Annotated in this window: 22 protein-coding genes; 6 read left to right on the forward strand and 16 right to left on the reverse strand. The window is 66.3% G+C overall.

Annotated elements, in window-relative coordinates; translation table 11 throughout:
- Positions 1-95: 95 nt before the first annotated feature.
- From E0W60_RS20750 to E0W60_RS20770, 5 genes are all read right to left on the reverse strand, one after another.
- Positions 96-836: a branched-chain amino acid ABC transporter ATP-binding protein gene (locus tag E0W60_RS20750; protein ID WP_133096448.1), complete on the reverse strand. Its 741-nt coding sequence runs from the start codon at positions 834-836 to the stop codon at positions 96-98.
- Positions 829-1,599, reverse strand: coding sequence for an ABC transporter ATP-binding protein (locus tag E0W60_RS20755; RefSeq protein ID WP_133096562.1), 771 nt, complete (start codon positions 1,597-1,599; stop codon positions 829-831). Before E0W60_RS20755 ends, E0W60_RS20750 begins: the two co-directional genes overlap by 8 nt.
- 116 nt (positions 1,600-1,715) lie before the next feature.
- On the reverse strand, positions 1,716-2,903 hold the full coding sequence (locus tag E0W60_RS20760; RefSeq protein ID WP_133096449.1) for a substrate-binding domain-containing protein: 1,188 nt from the start codon (positions 2,901-2,903) through the stop codon (positions 1,716-1,718).
- Between the two features lie 78 nt (positions 2,904-2,981).
- Entirely contained in the window at positions 2,982-3,764 is a 783-nt protein-coding gene (locus E0W60_RS20765) for an enoyl-CoA hydratase/isomerase family protein (RefSeq protein WP_135705469.1), read from the reverse strand.
- Positions 3,761-4,405, reverse strand: a complete 645-nt coding sequence (locus E0W60_RS20770) for a TetR/AcrR family transcriptional regulator (RefSeq protein WP_135705470.1) — start codon at positions 4,403-4,405, stop codon at positions 3,761-3,763. Before E0W60_RS20770 ends, E0W60_RS20765 begins: the two co-directional genes overlap by 4 nt.
- 239 nt (positions 4,406-4,644) lie before the next feature.
- On the opposite strand from E0W60_RS20770, the gene E0W60_RS20775 reads away from it, so the two are divergent.
- Positions 4,645-5,511, forward strand: coding sequence for an alpha/beta fold hydrolase (locus tag E0W60_RS20775; protein ID WP_240745880.1), 867 nt, complete (start codon positions 4,645-4,647; stop codon positions 5,509-5,511).
- Here the strand turns inward: E0W60_RS20775 and crcB are convergent.
- From crcB to E0W60_RS20810, 7 genes are all read right to left on the reverse strand, one after another.
- On the reverse strand, positions 5,493-5,873 hold the full coding sequence (gene crcB, locus E0W60_RS20780) for a fluoride efflux transporter CrcB (protein WP_133096453.1): 381 nt from the start codon (positions 5,871-5,873) through the stop codon (positions 5,493-5,495). The two genes, E0W60_RS20775 and crcB, sit on opposite strands and share 19 nt — an antisense overlap.
- Entirely contained in the window at positions 5,873-6,376 is a 504-nt protein-coding gene (gene moaE / locus E0W60_RS20785; protein ID WP_133096454.1) for a molybdopterin synthase catalytic subunit MoaE, read from the reverse strand. The genes crcB and moaE overlap by 1 nt, the downstream gene beginning before the upstream one ends.
- Before the next feature lies 1 nt (position 6,377).
- Positions 6,378-6,635: a molybdopterin converting factor subunit 1 gene (moaD, locus tag E0W60_RS20790; RefSeq protein WP_029048714.1), complete on the reverse strand. Its 258-nt coding sequence runs from the start codon at positions 6,633-6,635 to the stop codon at positions 6,378-6,380.
- A 36-nt stretch (positions 6,636-6,671) separates the two neighbouring features.
- The gene (locus tag E0W60_RS20795) at positions 6,672-7,913 is read right to left on the reverse strand and encodes a molybdopterin molybdotransferase MoeA (protein ID WP_135705471.1); all 1,242 of its coding nucleotides are present in this window, start codon (positions 7,911-7,913) and stop codon (positions 6,672-6,674) included.
- A gap of 186 nt (positions 7,914-8,099) precedes the next feature.
- Positions 8,100-9,545, reverse strand: a complete 1,446-nt coding sequence (thrC, locus tag E0W60_RS20800) for a threonine synthase (protein ID WP_133096456.1) — start codon at positions 9,543-9,545, stop codon at positions 8,100-8,102.
- Between the two features lie 32 nt (positions 9,546-9,577).
- On the reverse strand, positions 9,578-10,888 hold the full coding sequence (locus E0W60_RS20805; RefSeq protein ID WP_135705472.1) for a homoserine dehydrogenase: 1,311 nt from the start codon (positions 10,886-10,888) through the stop codon (positions 9,578-9,580).
- Between the two features lie 49 nt (positions 10,889-10,937).
- Positions 10,938-12,173, reverse strand: a complete 1,236-nt coding sequence (locus E0W60_RS20810; RefSeq protein WP_133096458.1) for a pyridoxal phosphate-dependent aminotransferase — start codon at positions 12,171-12,173, stop codon at positions 10,938-10,940.
- Between the two features lie 366 nt (positions 12,174-12,539).
- Here E0W60_RS20810 and E0W60_RS20815 point away from each other — a divergent pair, with 366 nt between their 5' ends.
- From E0W60_RS20815 to E0W60_RS20835, 5 genes are all read left to right on the forward strand, one after another.
- Positions 12,540-12,929 carry an Mth938-like domain-containing protein gene (locus E0W60_RS20815; RefSeq protein ID WP_133096459.1) on the forward strand — a complete coding sequence of 130 codons (390 nt, stop codon included), beginning with the start codon at positions 12,540-12,542 and terminating at the stop codon, positions 12,927-12,929.
- 147 nt (positions 12,930-13,076) lie between these two features.
- Positions 13,077-13,541 carry a peroxiredoxin gene (locus E0W60_RS20820; protein WP_133096460.1) on the forward strand — a complete coding sequence of 155 codons (465 nt, stop codon included), beginning with the start codon at positions 13,077-13,079 and terminating at the stop codon, positions 13,539-13,541.
- A 374-nt stretch (positions 13,542-13,915) separates the two neighbouring features.
- Positions 13,916-15,619 (forward strand): PhoH family protein, encoded by a 1,704-nt coding sequence (locus E0W60_RS20825; protein WP_133096461.1) that lies wholly within the window; start codon positions 13,916-13,918, stop codon positions 15,617-15,619.
- Positions 15,620-15,748: 129 nt separating this feature from the next.
- Positions 15,749-16,156: a hypothetical protein gene (locus tag E0W60_RS20830; protein ID WP_133096462.1), complete on the forward strand. Its 408-nt coding sequence runs from the start codon at positions 15,749-15,751 to the stop codon at positions 16,154-16,156.
- Between the two features lie 47 nt (positions 16,157-16,203).
- The gene (locus E0W60_RS20835; RefSeq protein WP_135705473.1) at positions 16,204-16,875 is read left to right on the forward strand and encodes a C40 family peptidase; all 672 of its coding nucleotides are present in this window, start codon (positions 16,204-16,206) and stop codon (positions 16,873-16,875) included.
- Between the two features lie 70 nt (positions 16,876-16,945).
- On the opposite strand, the gene E0W60_RS20840 is transcribed toward E0W60_RS20835, so the two are convergent.
- The 4 genes from E0W60_RS20840 to rplI all read right to left on the reverse strand — a co-directional run bounded on the left by E0W60_RS20840 (position 16,946) and on the right by rplI (position 20,815).
- Positions 16,946-17,953, reverse strand: a complete 1,008-nt coding sequence (locus E0W60_RS20840; protein ID WP_133096464.1) for an inorganic phosphate transporter — start codon at positions 17,951-17,953, stop codon at positions 16,946-16,948.
- A 13-nt stretch (positions 17,954-17,966) separates the two neighbouring features.
- Positions 17,967-18,593, reverse strand: a complete 627-nt coding sequence (locus tag E0W60_RS20845; RefSeq protein ID WP_029048703.1) for a DUF47 domain-containing protein — start codon at positions 18,591-18,593, stop codon at positions 17,967-17,969.
- Between the two features lie 192 nt (positions 18,594-18,785).
- Entirely contained in the window at positions 18,786-20,177 is a 1,392-nt protein-coding gene (locus tag E0W60_RS20850) for a replicative DNA helicase (RefSeq protein ID WP_063238032.1), read from the reverse strand.
- Between the two features lie 185 nt (positions 20,178-20,362).
- Positions 20,363-20,815, reverse strand: a complete 453-nt coding sequence (gene rplI, locus E0W60_RS20855; RefSeq protein WP_135705474.1) for a 50S ribosomal protein L9 — start codon at positions 20,813-20,815, stop codon at positions 20,363-20,365.
- Positions 20,816-20,827 lie beyond the last annotated feature (12 nt).

Here is a 20,827-nt window from a genome sequence, read left to right on the forward strand (position 1 = left end):
GGTCTCCATCCTGCGGCGGGCGTATCGGCCGCACGTTGTTTGCTCCCCTCTCCCGCACGCGGGAGAGGGGAGCAAACCATCAGTCCTGCACGGCGCTACTGGTGTGCCGCCAGCGACAGCCCCAGCAATTGCTGCTGCAGCCCGTCATCCCCCGCCAGCGCCGCCATCGTTCCCGCATGCACGGTGCGTCCGTCATCCATCACTGCCACCGTATCCCCCACCGACTTTGCCATGTTGAAGTTCTGCTCCACCAGCAGGATCGACACTTCGGTCTGCTTGAGCTCGCGGAAGACATGGATCATGTTCTGGATGATCGCGGGTGCCAGCCCCTTGGTGGGCTCGTCGACGATCAGCAGCTTGCGCGGCTCGATGATCGCGCGCGCCACCGACAGCATCTGCTTCTGCCCGCCCGACAGCACGCCGGCACGCTGGTGCCAGAAGGTCTTCAGTGCCGGGAACATGCGAAAGACCCAGTCCAGCCGCCGCTCGTCGATGGCCCCGCTGCGCGCGGCCAGGCGCATGTTCTCGGCCACGGTGAGGTCGGAAAACACGCTCATGTTCTCCGGCACGTAGGCAATGCCTGCCTGCGCGATCGACGGCGTGCTGTGGCGCGTGATGTCCGTGCCGTCGAAGCTCACCGTGCCGGCGCTTGCCTGCCACAAACCCATGATGGTGCGCAGCGTGGTGGTCTTGCCGGCGCCGTTGCGCCCCAGCAGCATGGTCACGCCGCCGCGCGGCACGTCGAAGCTGACGCCGTGCAGGATGTGGTACGGGCCGATATGGGTCTGCACGCCCTGCAGCCGCAGGATCGGCGTGGCGTGTTGCGCGTCAGCCATGGTTGCCGCCCTCCTTCTCTTCCTCCGCCATGCCCAGGTAAGCCTGCTGCACTACCGGCGATGCGATCACCTCGGCGGGGTCGCCGTCGGCCACCAGCGTGCCGTTGTGCAGCACGATGATGCGATCCGCCAGCGAGCGCACCACATCCATCTTGTGCTCGACCAGCAGCACCGTCTTGCTGCGGTCCTGGCGGATCTCGCGGATCAGGTCCAGGATCACCGGCACTTCGTCCACGCTCATCCCCGCGGTGGGTTCGTCGAACATGAACACGCGCGGCTGCAGCGCCAGCAGGATGCCGACTTCCAGCTTGCGCTGGTCGCCATGCGGCAGCGACGCCACCGCCAGGTGCTGCTTGCCCGCCAGCGCGACCCGCTCCAGGATCGCCAGCGCCTGCGCGCGTATGTCGCGGTGACTGGTCCACATCGAGATCAGGTCGATGCCGCGCTGCTGCCGCGCCTGCACCGCCAGCCGCACGTTCTCCAGCACGGACAGCTGCGGGAACAGGCTGGTCAGCTGGAAGGCCCGGCCGATGCCGCGCCGGGTCTTCTGCGACACCGGCAGGCGCGTCACGTCCTCGCCGTCGAGCAGGATCTGCCCGGCGGAGGGCGGCAACTGCCCCGAGACCAGGTTGAAGTACGTGGTCTTGCCGGCGCCGTTCGGGCCGACGATGCAGGTCAGCTCGCCCGGCCGGAATGCGCACGACACCGCATTGACCGCGACATGGCCGCCGAAGCGGATGGTCAGGTCGCGCGTCTCGAGCAGCGGCCGGGCGCCGGCCGCCGCGGCCGTGCCGCGCTGCGCAGCGGGCGACTGCGACGCCGGCAGGCCGGCAGAGCGGGCGGAGGAGGCCGAGGGGGCGGAGGGGGCTGGCGCGTTCATCAGCGTTGGTTGCGCACGGGCACGTTCATCTCTTCGGGCTTGATCTCGCGCACGAGCTCGGGCACGCCCCAGGCAAAGGCCGGGTCCACCTTGATCTTGAAGTGGTACATCGACTGCATCGCCTGGTGGTCTTCCTTGCGGAAGGTCATCTTGCCCTTGGGGGTCTCGAAAGACATGCCTTCCATCGCCATGATCAGCTTGTCGGTGCCGGTGTCTCCGTTGGTCTTCTTCAGCGCCTCGACCAGCGCGATGCCAGCGGTCATGCCGCCGGCGGTGAAGAAATCGGGCGGTGCCTTGAACTTGCTGTAGTGGTTCGACACCAGCCACTCGTTGGCCTTGTTCTTCGGGATGCCGAAGTAGTAGTACGTGGCCCCTTCCATGCCGGGGAAGTTCTTGTAGCTGGTCATCGCCGGGAGGATATTGCCGCCGGTGGCGATCTCGATGCCGTAGCGCTTGGGATCGAGGTCCGCGATCTTGAACGGATTGCCGGCGCCGGCCCAGATGATGAAGATCACCTTGCGGCCAGGCTTGTCCTTGAGCGAATCGAACAAGCGCTGCGCACCGGCAGTGAAGTCCGTGGTGTTGGTGGGCAGGTATTCCTCATGGACGATCTTCGCGTTCTTGAGCGCGCCCTTGAACGCTTTCACGCCGTCGCGGCCGAAGGCATAGTCCTGCGCCAGCGTGGCGATGGTCACGCCCGGCTTGTCCAGCGCCACGGCATTGGAGATCGCGTCCTGCGACGAATTGCGGCCGGTGCGAAAGATATAGCGGTTCCATTTGTCGCCGGTGATCGAATCGGCGACGGCGGGCTCGACCAGCAGCACCTTCTTGTATTCCTCCGCCACCGACAGCATCGCCAGCGCGGTGCCGGACGACGTCGGGCCGACGGCGATATCGGCGCGGTCGTCGCTGTAGGCGGCGGCAAGCTGCGCCTTGGCCACGTCAGGCTTGCCCTGCGTATCCTTTTCGATCACCACCAGCTTGTTGCCGTTGACGGTCATGGTGCCGTTGGTGGCGTATTCCAGGCCCATCAGCAGGCCGGTCTGGGTCTGCTTGGCATACGCTTCCAGCGCGCCGGTCTTGTCGTAGACGTGGGCGATGCGGATATCCTTGGCCAGCGCGGCGCCGGTGGCAAGAAGGCCGGCGGCCATGACCAGGGCGCGTACGGCGAGGGGGTTGCTTTGCATGGCTGTCTCCTGTGTTCGGGTTCTTTTGCGTTAGAAGGGCTGGAACCTGCTGCAACTGCGGGAATTTCTACTGCCCGGCTACTCCCGCGTGCGCCCGGCAAGGAAGCGGCGCATGCCGTCGGCGGTCTCCGCGCTGGAGATTTGCGCGACGAAGGCGGCGCGCTCGCGTTCCAGGCCCGCTGCCAGCGCGTCGGCGTCCCAGCGCAGCAGCGCGCGGGTATGCGCCACGCTGCCGGGCAACTTGTCCGCCACGCCGCGCGCCAGCGCGATTGCATCGGCCTCTGCCGCACCGGGTGCGGACAGCGCAGAGGCCAGGCCATGCATGACGGCATCCGGCGCCGCCACGACCGTGTTGCTCAGTTGCCAGGCGCGCGCCCGTGCCGGACCGGCCAGCTGCGGCAGCATCGCCGTCCAGCCGCCGTCCGGGCTGAAGCCCACCACCGTGTAGAACGGCGCGATGCGCGCATCCTGCGCCAGTACGGCCATGTCGCAGGCCAGCGCCAGCCCGAGCGAGCCGCCGGTCAGCCAGCCTTCGACGGCCGCCACCACCGGGCAACGCAGTGCCGTGAGGCGCAGGATCGAACGGTTCAGCAGCGCGAGCAACTCGCTGGCGTAGGCGGCAATGCCATCGCCTTGCGCCGCAAAGGCCGCCACGTCGCCGCCGGTCGAGAAATTGCGCCCTGCATGCGTCAGCACCATGGCACGGACCGACGTGTCGGCTTCGACCTCGTCCAGTGCGGCCAGCAAGGCTTCCAGCAACGCCGGCACGAGGCTGTTGTGCCGCTGCGGCCGGTTGAGGCGCAGCAGGGCCACGCCGTCCCGGCGTTCGAGCAAGACCAGCGGATCTGCGGCCGTGGTCATCGCGGCTGCAGGCCGTGGGCGATCAGGTCGAAGGCGGTATCGACCACCTTCTCCATGGAGGCCGGACGCTTCCAGCGCGCATAGCGCATGCCGAGGAAGTTGCTGATGCCGATCAGGCACCACGCGCGCACCTCGGCATCGCCGGGGACGATTTCGCCCTGCTCTTCGGCGCGCTCCAGCCGCCGGCTGTAGAGCTCGGCAAAGACCTGGAAATAGCTGCTGTAGATGGTTTCGTCCACCGAGTACGAGTCCAGCACAATGCGGTACAGGTTCTTGTGGCGCGAAACGAAGGAGAGAAAGGCCTTCAGGCCCAGCCGCTCGGCTTCCATCTGGCTGGCGGCGTTGGCCACGTGCTTGCGCAGGTGGGTGCGCACCAGCTCCAGCATGTGGCCGACCAGCGCTCGGAAAATATCTTCCTTGTCCTTGAAGTACAGGTAGAAGGTGCCCATGGCGACCTTGGCTTCCTGCGTGATCTCGGAGATCGACGCGGCGTAGTAGCCCTTCTCGCCGAACACCTTTTCGGCGGCGCGCAGCAACGCTGCACGGGTCTTCTGCCCGCGCGCGGTCTTGGGCGGGCACATGCCGCCGGCGTGGGCCATGTCGGTGGCTTCGCCGACTTCGCCAGTCTCGGTCTGGGACATCTTGTCTCCGGTGGCGCTGCGCGCCTTGTCATGGGAATGCCAGCCGCTTCGGGTCATGCCGCAGGCACCTCCTCCTACTCCTCCTCGCCCCTGCCGCCACCCCGGAAACCGATATGCAGGCAAAACCTGATATCTGATTCATGTTTCATCGTATAAATTGACCGGCGTGGATGTCAATAGAGGCGCACCCTGCCCTCGCTTGCATCGCCCCCCCACCTACCGCCTGGAGAGACACGTCGTTGGACGCTCCCGATTCGGCTTGTGACAGCGCCGCCGCCCCGCCCTTTTCCACACATCCGGCGCATGGCGCCTTGCCGGGCTGGCGCGAAGCCGGCGCCGGCCGGCCGCTGCTGCTGCTGCATGGCTGGTCCGTCACCGGCGAAACCTTCGACGGCCAGCGCGCGCTGGCGCGGGCGGGATTCAGGGTGATTGCGCCCGACCATGCCGGCCACGGGCTGTCGCGGCACGGCACCGGCACCACCATCGCGGCGCTGGCGCGCGATGCCGCGGCGCTGGTCGGCCATCTCGGGCTGGACGATGTGGTCGTGGCGGGCTGGTCGATGGGCGCGATGGTGGCATGGACGCTGCTGCGTGACCATCCGGGTTGTCCACTGGCGGCAGTTGGCAGCATCGACATGACGCCCCGGCTGGTCACCGACCCGCAATGGCCGCACGGACTCCACGGCCATTACGACATGACCCAGGCCAGGCAGATGGCGGCGCGCATCCGCGCCGACTGGCCGCGGCTGGCGCCTTCGGTGGCATTGGGACTGTGGGCGGCAGGACGGCGCCCCGACGGCGCGGCGATGCAGCGCATTGCGCGGATGGCGCAGAGCTGCGAGGCCGCCACGCTGGCCGCGCTATGGGAAGACATGGCAAGGCAGGACTTCCTCGACACGCTGCGCACGGCGCGCCTGCCGCTGTTCCACCTGTATGGCGAGGCCAGCCGGCTGTACGCCCCGGCAGTAGGCATCGCCACCCGCGACTTGCGGCCCGACGCGGGCCTCACCGTGATCGCCGGCGCCGGCCACAGTCCGCACATGGAGCAGCCGCAGGTATTCAATGCCGCGCTGCGCGCGCTGGTGGCTCAGGCCAGCACGCGGTAAGTCCAGAGTCCCAGCGCGGTCAGCAGCAGCGAGCCGCCCAGGTGCAGCAGCAGGTGCATCGCTGCCCAGCCGTAGTCGCCGGCGAGCAGGTTGGCAAGCACCTCGCTGGAAAAGGTCGAGAACGTGGTCAGGCCGCCAAGGAAACCGGTGATGGCCAGCAGGCGCCATTCGGGCGGCAGGCCGGCATGGGTATCGAAAAAACCGACGGCAAGCCCGATCAGGTAGCCGCCCAGCAGGTTGGCGGCCAGCGTGCCGTACGGCAGCGCGGGGTTGAGCGCATTCCACAGCACCGAGAAACCCCAGCGCAGCCATGCCCCCGCCGCGGCGCCGACGCCGACGGCGACAAACCCCAACGGGCCCATCAGGGCTTGCCCTCGCTGCCCTCTCCACCCTCTCCGCTGGCGTTGAGCGACTGGATACCCCAGCGCTTCAGCGCGTCCTCATCGGTCACGCGTGCATCGACCCAGCGCGCGCCTTCCGGCGTTTCTTCCTTCTTCCAGAACGGCGCTTCGGACTTGAGGTAGTCCATGATGAATTCGCAAGCCGCGAACGCATTGCCGCGATGCTTCGATGCGACCGCGACCAGCACAATCTGGTCCAGCGGCAGCAGCGGGCCGACGCGATGGATGACGGTGACGCCCAGCAGTTCCCAGCGCGCGCACGCCGCCGCCTCGATCTGCGCCAGCGCCTTCTCGGTCATGCCCGGGTAGTGCTCCAGCTCCATCGCGCTGATGGCGCTGCCCTCGCTGACATCGCGCACTGTGCCGATAAAGCTGGCCACGGCGCCGACCTGCGGGTTGCCGGCGCGCAGTGCCGCCACCTCGGCGCCCAGGTCGAAATCCTCGCGCTGAACCCTGACGCTCATCTCAGCCTCCGGTAACGGGCGGGAAGAAGGCAACCTCGCAGCCATCGGTGATCGCCGTGTCGGGGCGCGCCACCGCGTGGTCGACGGCCATGCGCAGCGCGCGGCCTTCGGCCAGGGTCTCGGCCCAGGCGCCGCCGCGCTGGCGCAGCCACTGGCGCAGCTCGCCCACGGTGCGGACCTCGGCCGGCACCTCGGCGCGCTCCTCGGCCACGCCGAGTTGTTCGCGCACGCTGGCGAAGAATCGTAGTTCGATGGTCATGACTGCCTCTGTGTACATGCTGGTAATGCGGGCCGGCTATGCGAGCAGGCCGTCAAACGGAATGAATTGCACGGTATCGCCGCGCGCGATGGCCTGGTTGGGAGGGTTGTCGATCAGCCCGTCGCCCCATACCGTGGACGTGAGCACGCCGGAACTCTGGTTGGGAAACAGGTCCAGCCCGCCTTCGGTATTGATGCGCGCGCGCAGGAACTCGTTGCGGCGGTCGCCCATGTTCAGTTCGAAATCGGCGCGCAGCGGCAGGCGGCGCGGCGCCACGTCGGCAACGCCCTGCAGGCGCAGGATGAACGGCCGCACGAACAGCAGGAAGGTAACGAAGCTCGACACCGGGTTGCCCGGCAGGCCCAGGAAAAACGCCCGGTCGGGCCCTGCGCTGTTGACCTGGCCGAACGCCAGCGGCTTGCCCGGCTTGATTGCGATCTGCCACATGTCGAGGCGACCTTCCGCCTCGACCGCGGGCTTGATATGGTCTTCCTCGCCGACCGACACGCCACCCGACGTGATGATCAGGTCGTGCCCCTGCGCCGCGCGGCGCAGCGTCTCGCGCGTGGCCGCCAGCGTATCGGGCACGATGCCGAAGTCGCTGACCTCGCAGCCCAGGTTTTCCAGCAGGCCGCGCAGCGTGAAGCGATTCGAGTTGTAGATCGCGCCCGGCTTGAGCGGCTCGCCCGGCATCGCCAGTTCGTCGCCGGTGAAAAACACCGCGACGCGCACGCGGCGCACCACGTCCAGCTTCGCCTGCCCGACCGACGCGGCCAGGCCCAGCGCCTGCGGCGTCAGCCGCGTGCCCGCGGGCAGGATCACGCTGCCGGCCTCGATGTCCTCGCCTGCGCGCCGGATCCATTCACCGGATTGCGGCACGTGGTTGACGATCACGTCCTCGCCCTCCGCCGTGCATTGCTCCTGCATCACGACGGCGTCGGCGCCTGGCGGAATCAGGCCGCCGGTAAAGATGCGCGCGGCGGTGCCCGGCTGCAGTTCGGTGCCGACATGCCCCGCCGGAATCCGCTGCGACACGCGCAGCCGCGTGCCCGCTGCCGGGACATCGGCGGCGCGCATGGCGTAGCCATCCATCGAGGTGTTGTCCGCCGGCGGCACGCGCAGCGTGCTGGTCACGGGCGCGGCCAGCACGCGGCCATTGGCGTCAAGCGTGTCGACCTGCTCTACCTGCGCCAGCGGGCGCGCGGCGGACAGCAGCGCATCGAGCGCCTGGGCCATGGTCAGCATCGGGGGACGGGAAGGTGCTGCGGCTTGGGTCATGGTGCGATGTGCAGGAAGGGTTGGCCCATGCGGGTTGGCCAAAAAGAAACGGCCCGCGCATCGCCTCCGCCATGACAGCAGGAAGCAATCCGGGGGCCGGGGATCGGGCCCGCAGCCTGATTGTAGCGAGTTGGCGCGGACACGGCACGCCGCGGTGCCGCAGCGTGCCCTTGGCGGCCAGCGTGCTTACAGGCCGGTGTGGCCGGCGATATAGGCCTTGACCCTGGCGGCGTCGGCCGGCATCACTTCAAAGCGCTGCGGCAGGCTCTCGATGCCCTCGAACCTGGCCGGACGCTCCGGCTCGTGGCCGAGCGCCTCGCGGATGGTGTCGGCGAACTTGGCCGGCAGCGCGGTTTCCAGCACCACCATCGGCACGCCGGCGCTGAGATGCTCGCGCGCCACCTTGACGCCATCGGCGGTGTGGGTATCGATGGTGATGCCATAGCGCGACGACAGGTCGCGGATGGTCGCCAGCCGGTCCTCGTGCGTGCTGCGGCCCGAGACAAAGCCGAAGGCGCGGATGCGGTCGAATTCCGGCGTGCCCGCCAGGTCGAAGCCGCCCTTCTCATCCACGTCGCGGAACAGCGCAGCCAGCTTGCCGGCGTCCTGGCCCAGCAGGTCGAACACGAAGCGCTCGAAGTTCGAGGCCTTGGAGATATCCATGCTCGGGCTGGAGGTGTGATACGTCTCGGCCGACTTGCGCACGCGGTAGGCGCCGGTGCGGAAGAACTCGTCGAGCACGTCGTTCTCGTTGGTGGCGACCACCAGCCTGTCGATCGGCAGCCCCATCATGCGCGCGATATGGCCGGCGCAGACATTGCCGAAGTTGCCCGACGGCACGCAGAACGAGACCTTCTGGCCCGGGCCGTCGGTCGCCAGCAGCCAGCCCTTGAAGTAGTAAACCACCTGGGCCACCACGCGCGCCCAGTTGATCGAATTGACCGTGCCGATCTTCTGGCGGGCCTTGAATTCGTGGTCGTTGGAGACGGCCTTGACGATGTCCTGCGCGTCGTCGAACACGCCTTCAATGGCGATGTTGAAGATATTCGGGTCCTGCAGGCTGAACATCTGCGCGGTCTGGAACGCGCTCATCTTGCGGTGCGGGCTCAGCATGAACACACGGATGCCGCGCTTGCCGCGCATCGCGTATTCGGCGGCGCTGCCGGTGTCGCCGGAGGTCGCGCCCAGGATGTTCAGCTCCTGCCCGGCACGGGCGAGCGCGTACTCGAACAGGTTGCCGAGCAACTGCATCGCCATGTCCTTGAAGGCCAGCGTCGGGCCGTTGGACAGGCCCAGCAGTTGCAGCTTCGTACCGCCTTCTTCGCCCAGCGTGCGCAGCGGCGTGATGTCGGCGGTGTTATCGCCCTCGCGCGCGTTGCAGTACACCTCGGCGGTATAGGTCTTGCGCGTCAGCGCGCGCAGGTCCTCGGCAGGAATGTCGTCGCAGAACTTGCGCAGGACCTCGTAGGCCAGGTCGGCATACGGCAGCTTGCGCCAGGCCTCCAGCTCGTCGGCCGTGACTTGCGGATACTGCTTGGGCAGGTACAGGCCGCCATCGGGGGCCAGGCCGCCGAGCAGGATCTCGGAGAACGATTGCGGCATGTCATGGCCGCGGGTCGACTGGTATTTCATGTGGCTCTGCTGTGGCTATGCGGTGGCTGCGCTTAGTTCAGTTCTTCCATGCGCAGGCGCGTCACGTCGGACAGCACGGTCGACAGCGCCTCGATCTTGGCGATGGCGGCGTTGACGTGCTTCTCGCGCGTGATGTGCGTGAGGATGATGATGTCGGTCTGCGGCTCGCCTTCGCGCGATTCCTTCTGCAGCATGGCGTCGATCGAGATGCCGCCCTCGGCCAGGATGCGGGTGATCTCGGCCAGCACGCCGGTCTCGTCGGCCACGCGCATGCGCAGGTAGTACGAGCTGTTGATCTCTTCGATCGGCAGCACCGGCACGCTCGACAGCTCGTCGGGCTGGAACGCCAGGTGCGGCACGCGGTGGTTCGGGTCGGCGGTGTGCAGGCGGGTCACGTCGACCAGGTCGGCGATCACGGCCGAGGCGGTCGGCTCGGCGCCGGCACCCTTGCCGTAGTACAGCGTGGCGCCCACGGCGTCGCCCTGCACCAGCACGGCGTTCATCGCACCTTCCACGTTCGCGATCAGGCGCGCGGCCGGCACCAGGGTCGGATGCACGCGCAGTTCCACGCCGTCGTCGCGGCGGCGCGTGATGCCCAGCAGCTTGATGCGGTAGCCCAGTTCCTCGGCGTACTTGATGTCGGTGGCGGACAGCTTCGTGATGCCCTCCACGTGCGCGCGGTCGAACTGCACCGGCATGCCGAAGGCGATCGCGCTCATCAGCGTGACCTTGTGCGCGGCATCGACGCCCTCGATGTCGAAGGTGGGATCGGCTTCCGCGTAGCCCAGCTGCTGCGCTTCCTTCAGGACCACGTCGAAATCCAGGCCCTTGTCGCGCATCTCGGACAGGATGAAGTTGGTGGTGCCGTTGATGATGCCGGCGATCCACTGGATGCGGTTGGCGGTCAGGCCTTCGCGCAGCGCCTTGATGATGGGGATGCCACCGGCGACCGCGGCTTCGAAGGCCACGATCACGCCCTTCTTGCGCGCGGCTTCGAAGATCTCGTTGCCATGCACGGCCAGCAGCGCCTTGTTGGCGGTGACCACGTGCTTGCCGTTCTCGATGGCCTTGAGCACCAGCTCGCGCGCCACGCCGTAGCCGCCGATCAGTTCGATGACGATGTCGATGTCGGGGCGCGTCACCACCTGGTGAGCGTCGCTGACGATCTCCACTTCCCCGTTGGTCAGTTCGCGCGCGCGTTCAGTGTTGAGATCGGCCACCACGGCAATCTCGATGCCGCGGCCGGCGCGGCGACGAATTTCTTCCTGGTTGCGCTTGAGCACGTTGAACGTGCCGCTACCGACGGTACCGATGCCGAGCAGGCCAACTTTGATGGGGTTCATGGACAATCTTCTGAGTTGCTAAGGATGGGTTGCGGCGCAGCCCGCGAAATCAGGCCGCTGCCTTGCCGTGGCGTTTCCGGTACGCCTCGAGGAAGCGCGCGATACGGCCGATGGCCTCGCGCAGGTCTTCCTCATGCGGCAGGAACACGATGCGGAAATGGTCGGGCTTGGCCCAGTTGAAGCCGGAGCCCTGCACCAGCAGCACCTTGGACTCCTGCAGCAGTTCGTAGATGAACTCCTGGTCGTCCTGCACCGGGTACATCGACAGGTCCAGCTTCGGGAACAGGTACAGCGCCGCCTTGGGCTTGACGCAGGTCACGCCCGGGATCGCGGTGATCAGTTCATAGGCCAGGTCGCGCTGGCGGCGCAGGCGCCCGCCTTCCGCGACCAGGTCGTTGATGCTCTGGTAGCCGCCCAGCGCGGTCTGGATCGCCCACTGGCCCGGCACGTTGGCGCACAGGCGCATCGACGACAGCATGTTCAGGCCTTCGATGTAGTCGATGGCCGGGCGCTTGTCGCCCGACACCACCATCCAGCCCGCGCGGTAGCCGCACGAGCGGTAGTTCTTGGACAGGCCGTTGAAGGTCACCGTCAGCACGTCGGTCGACAGCGAGGCAATCGAGGTGTGGGTGACGCCGTCGTACAGGACCTTGTCGTAGATCTCGTCGGCGAAGATGATCAGGCCATGCTCGCGCGCGATGGCGACGATCTCGAGCAGCAGCTCATCCGAATACAGCGCCCCGGTGGGGTTGTTCGGGTTGATGATGACGATGGCCTTGGTATGCGGCGTGATGCGGGCGCGGATATCGGCCGGATCGGGCATCCACTCGTTGGCCTCGTCGCAGATATAGTGCACCGGCGTGCCGCCGGACAGGCTGACCGCGGCGGTCCACAGCGGGTAGTCCGGCGCCGGCACCAGCACTTCGTCGCCGGTGTTGAGCAGCGCATTGACCGCCATCACGATCAGCTCGGAGGCGCCGTTGCCGACATAAATATCGTCCAGGCCAACGCCTTCGATATTTTTTTGCTGGGTATAGTGCATGATCGCCTTGCGTGCAGCGAAAATGCCCTTGGAATCAGAATAACCTGCCGAATTCGGCAGATTTCGCATCATGTCCTGCTGAATCTCTTCCGGCGCGTCAAAACCGAATACGGCGAGGTTGCCAATATTCAGCTTGATGATCTTGTGCCCTTCTTCCTCCATCTGCTTGGCCTTTTCCAGCACCGGACCGCGGATGTCGTAGCAAACGTTATTGAGTTTGTTGGATTTCTGGATGGGTTTCACGGCGATGTCGGGGCAAGCTGTCGGTCAGGCTGTCGGGCAGGCATAGTGTGCCGCGTCGGCGGCACCGGGCAGAAAACCTGGCTAAATCTGGAAGAACGCGGAGGCGCCGTCCGCTGCAATGCAACGCGCGCGTGGCACAGGCGTGGCAAACAGGGAGGCAAAAGCTATAATTTATCGGATTATGACAGACTTCGGCAGGGATTCTTGCATTGCAGCGTACGCCACCGGCGCGTACGGCAAGCGAACGCGGGCCATGGCCCGGCCCTGCGCCTGTCCTGCCCGTCACACCACGACCGCCCGCGCTGCCGGCCTTCCGCCCCACGGGCCGGCCATGCAATCCGCGGCGGCCGCCGCAGAGGCCTCCAAGTGAAACTCCACGCCGACCAGCCCCAGTCGCTGAATACCGTCACGGCCTATGGGCCGGACTATATCGAGATCAACCTCGTCCGCCACACCACCTCGATCCTGGTCATGCCCGAGGGCGAAATCCGGCCCTGGCCGGTGAACCGCTTCGAAGAACTCGAGCCGGCTCATTTCGAACAGCTGGCCGAACTCAATCCCGAAGTGGTGCTGCTTGGCACCGGCTCGCGCCTGCGCTTCCCGCACCCGCGCCTGACCGCATCGCTCTCGCGCCGCCATGTGGGCGTCGACGCGATGGACATGCAGGCCGCCTGCCGCACCTACAACATCCTGATGGCCGAGGGCCGCAAGGTGGCTGCGGTGCTGCTGATCGAGCCGGCCGCCGGCGCTGCCTGAGGTCGAAGCGGGATCGCGTGGTGCGCCCACGCCGAAGTTGAGCCCACGCCACGCTTGAAGTCCGGGTGCGCGCCCCAATCTGCTCCCGCTAAGGTGGCAGCACCCCCCTTCCCGAATCTCCCTGCCCCTTGCCCAGGAGCCACAAGAATGACGATCAGTCTCAACAAGGCCGTACCCGACTTCAGCGCGCCGATGACCGGCGACGCCACCTTCCGCCTTGCCGACTTCCGCGGCAAGACGGTGGTGCTGTACTTCTACCCGAAGGACAACACGCCGGGTTGCACCACGGAGGCCATGAACTTCCGCGACCAGTACGAGGATTTCACCAAGGCCGGCGTGCAGGTGTTCGGCATCTCGCGCGACAGCATCCGTTCGCACGAGAACTTCAAGGCCAAGCTCGAGCTGCCGTTCGAACTGATCTCCGATGCCGACGAAGCGGTGTGCGCACTGTTCGATGTCATCAAGATGAAAAAGCTTTATGGCAAGGAGTATCGCGGCATCGAGCGCAGCACCTTTGTCATCGACGGCAAGGGCATCCTGCGGCACGAGCTGCGCGGCATCAAGGTGCCGAACCATGTCGACGAAATTTTGGAACTGGTGCGCGCCATCTGAGGTCCTGCGTGTTTTGCGTGGCTGCGACACCGCGTACAGCCGGCGCCGCAAAGGGTTGCCAAACCCAATTGCCAAACCCGGGACCTTCGGATACATTGGCCCGTAATGAGTTCAGATTCCGGATGCCACGCTGATTCGACTTCCCGGCCCAGGCGGTTCGCGCCACAGGCCGGTCGCGGACCTGCCGTGTCGCCGGTCCGCAAAGAAGCCGCCAACCCTGTTATGCAGGCATGGCGGCTTTTTTGTTTGCGCTCACGCCTGTCCGCGCCGGGTGCCTCGCGCATGCATGCCCCGGCCCATGACCACGACGCAGTCGCGCGTCGCGGCACGGACGCCTTAGCCCCTCTCTCGTCCCCCTGAAAGGAAAGCCAAGCATGCCGCTGCCTACCATGCCCGCCAAGCCTGCCCAATTGCTGGACCCGAGCGAATTCGCTCCGGTCTCCGCGGTGCCCAAGGCCAAGTCCGCCACACAGTTGAAGAAACCTGTGCCGGCACTCGAGCGCGTGGCATTGCTGGAAACCGGCGAGGCCAGGGCGCCTGCCGTGAAGGCGCGCGCCGCCGGTGGTACCCGCGCCCGCAGCACCGAGACCCCGGCCGGGCCCGCGCCCACGGCCAGCGCGCCGCCGGTCAGCCTGGTCAAGCCCGTGGCCGGCACCTCGCGCCGCGCGCGCAAGGCCGAAGGCCCGAGCAAGCTGTTCGTGCTCGACACCAACGTGCTGATGCACGACCCGAGCTCGCTCTTCCGCTTCGAGGAACACGACATCTATCTGCCGATGATGACGCTCGAAGAACTGGACAACCACAAGAAGGGCATGAGCGAAGTCGCGCGCAACGCGCGCATGGTCAGCCGCACGCTCGATTCGCTGGTGGGCGGCACCGACGGCGTACTCGACGAGGGCCTGCCGCTGGAGAAGCTCGGCAACCGCGACGCGCAGGGCAAGCTGTTCTTCCAGACGCGGCTGAACGACATCAAGCTGCCCGAGGGCCTGCCGCAGGGCAAGGCCGACAACCAGATCCTGGGCGTGGTCAGCGCGCTGCAGCAGCAATACCCCGAGCGCCAGGTCGTGCTGGTGTCCAAAGACATCAACATGCGCATCAAGGCGCGCGCACTGGGGCTGCCGGCGGAGGACTACTACAACGACCAGGTCCTGGAAGACAAGGACCTGCTCTACGCCGGCGTCATGCAGTTGCCCGGCGACTTCTGGGCCAAGCACGGCAAGGGCGTGGAAAGCTGGCAGGATCCCAAGTCCGGCGCGATGTTCTATCGCCTGACCGGACCGCTGGTGCCTTCCTTCCTGGTCAACCAGTTCGTCTACCTGGAACCGGTCGACGGCAGCCTGCCGCTGTACGCGCAGGTCAAGGAAATCAACGGCAAGACCGCACTGCTGCAGACGCTCAAGGATTACACGCACCACAAGAACAATGTGTGGAGCGTGACCGCGCGCAATCGCGAGCAGAACTTCGCGCTCAACCTGCTGATGAATCCCGACATCGACTTCGTCACGCTGCTGGGCCAGGCCGGTACCGGCAAGACGCTGCTGGCGCTGGCGGCAGGCCTGGAGCAGGTGCTCGACCAGAAGCTCTACAACGAGATCATCGTCACCCGCGCCACCGTGCCGGTCGGCGAGGACATCGGCTTCCTGCCCGGCACCGAGGAAGAGAAGATGCAGCCGTGGATGGGCGCGTTCGACGACAACCTTGAAGTGCTGCAGAAGAGCGACGACAGCGCCGGCGACTGGGGCCGCGCCGCCACGCAGGAGCTGATCCGCTCGCGCATCAAGGTCAAGAGCATGAACTTCATGCGCGGCCGCACCTTCGTCAACAAGTTCGTCATCATCGACGAGGCACAGAACCTGACGCCCAAGCAGATGAAGACGCTGGTGACGCGCGCGGGCCCCGGCACCAAGATCATCTGCCTGGGCAATATCGCGCAGATCGACACGCCGTACCTGACCGAAGGCTCGTCCGGCCTGACCTACGTGGTGGACCGCTTCAAGGGCTGGAGCCACAGCGGGCATATCACGCTGGCGCGCGGCGAGCGCTCGCGCCTGGCCGACCACGCCGGCGACGTGCTCTGACGCGGGCGGCAGCCGGGGCGCCTGCCTTGCGGGCGGGCGCCCCGGCCCGCTGTCGTGAACGGCAAGCACAATGCGGCTATGATGTCCGCACATCCGCTTGTTGTCCCGCACCCCCAACCGGAGGCGTCGATGAACCAACAGCATCTCCGCCTGGCCGCGCTGATTGGCGCTGCCATGGTCCTGGCCGGCCCGCTTCAGGCGCGCGCAGCGGCTGACGACCTGGTGATCCGCACCATGGGTCCGGTCAGCTATGTCTGCGGCGGTGTCGCCGAAGACGAGCGCGATGCGCTGGCCGCGCGCGAGAAGGATTTCAATATCGGCATCCTGTTCACGCAAGGCGCCGCGGGCGAGTTCCTGTCCGACGTCGCGGTCAAGCTGGTACGCGACGAACAGGAGGTCGCAACCTTCCGCGCCGCCGGCCCCCGCTGCCTGATACGTGCGCCGGAAGGCAGCTACAATATCGAAGCCAGTTACAAGGGCCAGGCCAAGTCGATCAAGGTCAGCACCGGTACGCGCAACGCCCAGCTACGCTGGTAGCGTCAAGGCTTCCGGTGCGCCGGCAGGCCGGCGACCGGAATCCAGCGATGCCATTGCCCCGTACCCCTAGCTCTTCCAGTCCTCCCGCACTGCCAGGCCCGCTTGCCCGGGCCGGCATGCCGCTGCTCTGCGCCGCCGCACTGCTGCTGGCAGCGTGCGCCAGTTCCCCACCCTCTCGCCATGGCAGCTTGCCGCGTACGCCCGGCAAGCCCATGGTCGATCCCAGCGCCGGACTCGAGGAGATCTCGATCCAGGCGATGTCGCTGGTCGGCACGCCCTACCGCTACGGCGGCAACACGCCGGATGCCGGCTTTGACTGCAGCGGCTTGGTACGCTATGTGGTATCCCGTGCCGCCAGCGTGGACCTGCCGCGCACCACCGAAGCCATGGGCACCCGCGGCACCACGCTCGACCGCAGCGAAGTCGCCTCCGGCGACCTGGTGTTCTTCAACACCACCGGACGCGCCAACTCGCATGTCGGCATCTACGTCGGCCAGAACCGCTTTGTCCATGCGCCATCGTCCGGCGGCACCGTGCGGCTGGAAGACATGGGCAAGCCATACTGGGCCTCGCGCTACAACGGCGCGCGGCGCGTGGTTTCCGGCGCGATCAACCTGCCGCCGCCTGCTATACCGGCCCCTGCACCAGCGCCGCCGGTACCGGAACCGGCCCCGCTGCCCGACGACGACGATCCCATCGCCGCCTTCGCCAACCGCTGAGCGCCTGGCACGCGGGCAAACAAAAAGCCAGGCAGCTGCCTGGCTTTTTGCATGACCGTCCAACCCTGCGTTACAGGATATGGCGCCCGATCCACCATGCGATCGCCGCCATGAAGGCCGATGCCGGGATCGTCAGCACCCAGGCCCACACGATATTGCCGGCCACGCCCCAGCGCACCGCGGACATCTTCTGCGCCGAACCGACGCCGACGATGGCCCCTGTGATCGTATGCGTGGTCGATACCGGCACGCCCAGCGCCGAGGCAAAGAACAGCGTCAGCGCTCCCCCGGTCTCGGCACAGAAGCCGCCCACCGGCTTGAGCTTGGTGATCTTCTGCCCCATGGTTCGCACGATGCGCCAGCCGCCGAACAGCGTGCCCATGCCGATGGCCACATAGCAGCTCACGATCACCCATGTCGGGGGTTGGCCGCCAGCCATCACGTGGCCACTGGCGATCAGCAGCATCCAGATGATGCCGATGGTCTTCTGCGCATCATTGCCGCCATGGCCCAGGCTGTACAGCGAGGCCGACACCAGCTGCAGCCGGCGGAACCAGCGGTCTACACGCGACGGCGGGGTGCGGAAGAAGGTCCAGCCCACCATCACCATCATGATCGAGCCAAGCACGAAACCCAGGAACGGCGAGATCAGGATAAAGGCCACCGTCTTCAGCAGACCGCTGCCAACCAGCGCACCGGTGCCGGCCTTGGCCACCGCCGCTCCGACCAGCCCGCCGATCAGTGCGTGCGACGACGACGACGGGATGCCGTAGTACCAGGTAATGACGTTCCAGGCGATCGCCCCGACCAGGGCGCCGAAGATGACGTAGTGGTCGACGATCCCGACATCGATGGTGCCGGTGCCGACGGTGGCCGCCACCTTCAGGTGAAAGACGAAGATGGCGACGACGTTGCACATCGCCGCCATAGCGACCGCATGGTGCGGCTTGAGCACGCCGGTGGACACCACCGTGGCGATCGAGTTGGCCGCGTCATGGAAGCCGTTCATGAAGTCGAACAGCAGCGCGAGCGCCACCAGCAGGGCAATCACCCACAGGCTCATTTGAATGGTCTGCATGCCGATTGCCGCCTCAGGCGTTTTCCAGGACGATGCCTTCGATGATGTTGGCGACGTCCTCGCACTTGTCGGTGATCGTCTCGAGCTGTTCGTAGATGGCCTTCAGCTTGATCAGGCGCTTCACGTCGGTCTCGTCGCGGAACAGCTTCGACATCGCCGAGCGCATCACGCGGTCGGCCTCGGACTCGAGCTGGTCGATCTGCTGGGCGGTCTTCAGGATGGTGCTGGCATTCCCCATGTCCTCGAGCAGGCCCACCGCGATCTTGACCTGGTCGCAGCACTGCACGCAGATTGCGGCCAGGCGCAGCGCCTCTTCGGTCAGGTTGGTCACGTCGTACAGCGAGATGGTCTCGGCCACGTCTTCCATCAGGTCCAGGATATCGTCCATGGTCGTGATGAGCTTGTGGATCTCGTCGCGGTCCAGCGGCGTGATGAAGGTCTTGTGCAGCAGGTCGATGGTGTCGTGCGTGATCCGGTCGGCCTTCTTCTCGGTGGCCTGGACGCGGCGGGCATGGGCCTCGGCGTTGGGCAGGTCGTTGACCAGGGCCTGGAGCTCGTGGGCGGCGGTCACCGCGCAGTCGGCGTGCTGGTTGAAATATTCGAAGAACTTGCCCTCGGTGGGCATGAATCGGCCGAACATGGAATGTTCCTTAAGGCGGCGCGTGTAGCGCTGCTGATGTGTTGCAGATGGATTGAACGCGAAGCACGACAGCCGCCGGGTCGGCGGCTGTCATCAAAGCGCAATATTTTACAGGGTTACGCGGACATTGCCCGCCGATTTGGCACAAACGAGACGGCCAGCGGCGCGATCTCTGCAGGCGGCTTGACTTCGTCAGGTGTCGTTGTCGAAGAACGCCGGGCCGCCGGTGAAGTTGTCGAACTTGGTGAACTGGCCCAGGAAGGTCAGCCGCACCGTGCCGATCGGGCCGTTACGCTGCTTGCCGATAATGATTTCGGCGGTGCCCTTGTCCTGCGAATCGGGGTTGTAGACCTCGTCGCGGTAGATGAACAGGATCACGTCGGCATCCTGTTCGATAGCGCCGGATTCACGCAGGTCGGACATCACCGGACGCTTGTTGGGACGCTGTTCCAGGCTTCGGTTCAGCTGCGACAGCGCGATCACCGGGCAGTTGAGTTCCTTGGCCAAGCCCTTCAGAGAACGGGAAATCTCTGAAATTTCCGTCGCGCGGTTCTCACCGCCGCCGGAGCCCGACATCAGCTGCAGGTAGTCGATGATGATCAGGCCGAGCTGCCCGCACTGGCGCGCCAGCCGGCGCGAGCGCGCGCGCAGTTCCATCGGGTTCAGCGCGGGAGTTTCGTCGATGAACAGCTGCGCATCGTTCATGCGCTGGATGGCATGCGTCAGGCGTGGCCAGTCTTCATCCAGCAGGCGGCCGGTACGCAACCGGTGCTGGTCCAGCCGCCCGACCGAGCCGAGCATACGCATGGCCAGCTGCGTGCCGGCCATTTCCATCGAGAACACTGCCACCGGCAGGCCCTGCTCCACCGCCACATGCTCGCCGATGTTCAGCGAGAACGCGGTCTTACCCATCGACGGGCGGCCGGCGACGATGATCAGGTCGCCGCCCTGCATGCCGCTGGTCATCCGGTCCAGGTCCACGAAGCCCGTGGGCACGCCGGTCACGTCGCTGGTGCTGTCGCGATGGTAAAGCTCGTCGATGCGCTCCACCACCTGCGTCAGCAGCGGCTGGATTTCCTGGAAGCCGGCCTGGCCGCGCGCGCCTTCCTCGGCGATCGCAAAGACCTTGGATTCAGCTTCGTCCAGCAGCTCGCGGACTTCCCGCCCCTTGGGCGCGAAGGCGGCCGAGGCGATATCGTCGGCCACCGTAACCAGCTTGCGCAGCACCGCACGCTCGCGCACGATTTCCGCATAGCGGCGGATATTGGCCGCGCTGGGCGTGTTCTGTGCCAGCGAATTCAGGTACGCCAGCCCGCCAACTTCCTCGGCCTTGCCCGCAACCTGCAGCATTTCATAGACCGTGATCACGTCGGCCGGCTTTGTGGCCGAGATCAACCGGGCGATGCTCTGGAAGATCATCCGGTGGTCGAAGCGGTAGAAATCCGCCTCCGAAAGGAAGTCCGCAATGCGGTCCCAGGCGGCATTGTCCAGCAGCAGGCCACCGAGCACCGACTGCTCGGCTTCGATGGAATGCGGCGGGACCTTGAGGTTGTCGAGTTGGGGGTCGGCGACGGGCGCGTTCATGGGGAGGGATTATAACGGCGGGACGCTGGCAGGAGGACGCACTACACCGGACATTTGCCGGACGTGCGTCCAACATCTGCCGGCCAGCGCCAGCGGGCAACAAAAAAGGCAGGAGCCAGGGCTCCTGCCTTTTCTGCTTGCAGTGCTTCGGGCGGCGCCGCGCAGCGGCACCGCTGCAGCGGGTCTTAGACCTGCTCGCCCAGCACCGACACGGTCACGTCGACCACGACGTCGGTGTGCAGCGCGACGCTGATCGGGTGGTCGCCCACCATCTTCAGCGGGCCGTTCGGCAGGCGAACCTGAGCCTTCTCGACCTTGAAGCCTTGGCCTTCCAGGGCCACGGCGATGTCGGCGTTGGTGACCGAGCCGAACAGACGGCCGTCCACACCCGACTTCTGGCTGACCTGGACGGTCAGGCCGTTCAGCTTCTCGCCTTCGGCTTGCGCCGCGACCAGCTTCTCGGCGGCGGCCTTTTCCAGCTCGGCGCGCTTGACTTCGAATTCGGCGATCGCGGTTTGCGTGGCGCGGCGCGCCTTCTTCGACGGGATCAGGAAGTTACGAGCGTAACCGTCCTTCACCTTGACGATGTCACCCAGGTTGCCCAGGTTGATGACTTTTTCCAGCAGAATGACTTGCATCGTGTTTTCTCC

The organism is Cupriavidus oxalaticus, from assembly GCF_004768545.1.
GTDB classification, from domain to species: Bacteria; Pseudomonadota; Gammaproteobacteria; order Burkholderiales; family Burkholderiaceae; genus Cupriavidus; species Cupriavidus oxalaticus_A.

Excerpts from the sequence above, each read along its gene's own strand:
- E0W60_RS20750 (WP_133096448.1), bottom strand. The coding sequence starts at position 836 with ATGGCTGACGCGCAACACGCCACGCCGATCCTGCGGCTGCAGGGCGTG.
- E0W60_RS20760 (WP_133096449.1), bottom strand. The coding sequence starts at position 2,903 with ATGCAAAGCAACCCCCTCGCCGTACGCGCCCTGGTCATGGCCGCCGGC.
- E0W60_RS20765 (WP_135705469.1), bottom strand. The coding sequence starts at position 3,764 with ATGACCACGGCCGCAGATCCGCTGGTCTTGCTCGAACGCCGGGACGGC.
- E0W60_RS20770 (WP_135705470.1), bottom strand. The coding sequence starts at position 4,405 with ATGTCCCAGACCGAGACTGGCGAAGTCGGCGAAGCCACCGACATGGCC.
- crcB (WP_133096453.1), bottom strand. The coding sequence starts at position 5,873 with ATGGGCCCGTTGGGGTTTGTCGCCGTCGGCGTCGGCGCCGCGGCGGGG.
- moaE (WP_133096454.1), bottom strand. The coding sequence starts at position 6,376 with ATGAGCGTCAGGGTTCAGCGCGAGGATTTCGACCTGGGCGCCGAGGTG.
- moaD (WP_029048714.1), bottom strand. The coding sequence starts at position 6,635 with ATGACCATCGAACTACGATTCTTCGCCAGCGTGCGCGAACAACTCGGC.
- E0W60_RS20795 (WP_135705471.1), bottom strand. The coding sequence starts at position 7,913 with ATGACCCAAGCCGCAGCACCTTCCCGTCCCCCGATGCTGACCATGGCC.
- thrC (WP_133096456.1), bottom strand. The coding sequence starts at position 9,545 with ATGAAATACCAGTCGACCCGCGGCCATGACATGCCGCAATCGTTCTCC.
- E0W60_RS20805 (WP_135705472.1), bottom strand. The coding sequence starts at position 10,888 with ATGAACCCCATCAAAGTTGGCCTGCTCGGCATCGGTACCGTCGGTAGC.
- E0W60_RS20820 (WP_133096460.1), top strand. The coding sequence starts at position 13,077 with ATGACGATCAGTCTCAACAAGGCCGTACCCGACTTCAGCGCGCCGATG.
- E0W60_RS20825 (WP_133096461.1), top strand. The coding sequence starts at position 13,916 with ATGCCGCTGCCTACCATGCCCGCCAAGCCTGCCCAATTGCTGGACCCG.
- E0W60_RS20830 (WP_133096462.1), top strand. The coding sequence starts at position 15,749 with ATGAACCAACAGCATCTCCGCCTGGCCGCGCTGATTGGCGCTGCCATG.
- E0W60_RS20835 (WP_135705473.1), top strand. The coding sequence starts at position 16,204 with ATGCCATTGCCCCGTACCCCTAGCTCTTCCAGTCCTCCCGCACTGCCA.
- E0W60_RS20840 (WP_133096464.1), bottom strand. The coding sequence starts at position 17,953 with ATGCAGACCATTCAAATGAGCCTGTGGGTGATTGCCCTGCTGGTGGCG.
- E0W60_RS20845 (WP_029048703.1), bottom strand. The coding sequence starts at position 18,593 with ATGTTCGGCCGATTCATGCCCACCGAGGGCAAGTTCTTCGAATATTTC.
- E0W60_RS20850 (WP_063238032.1), bottom strand. The coding sequence starts at position 20,177 with ATGAACGCGCCCGTCGCCGACCCCCAACTCGACAACCTCAAGGTCCCG.
- rplI (WP_135705474.1), bottom strand. The coding sequence starts at position 20,815 with ATGCAAGTCATTCTGCTGGAAAAAGTCATCAACCTGGGCAACCTGGGT.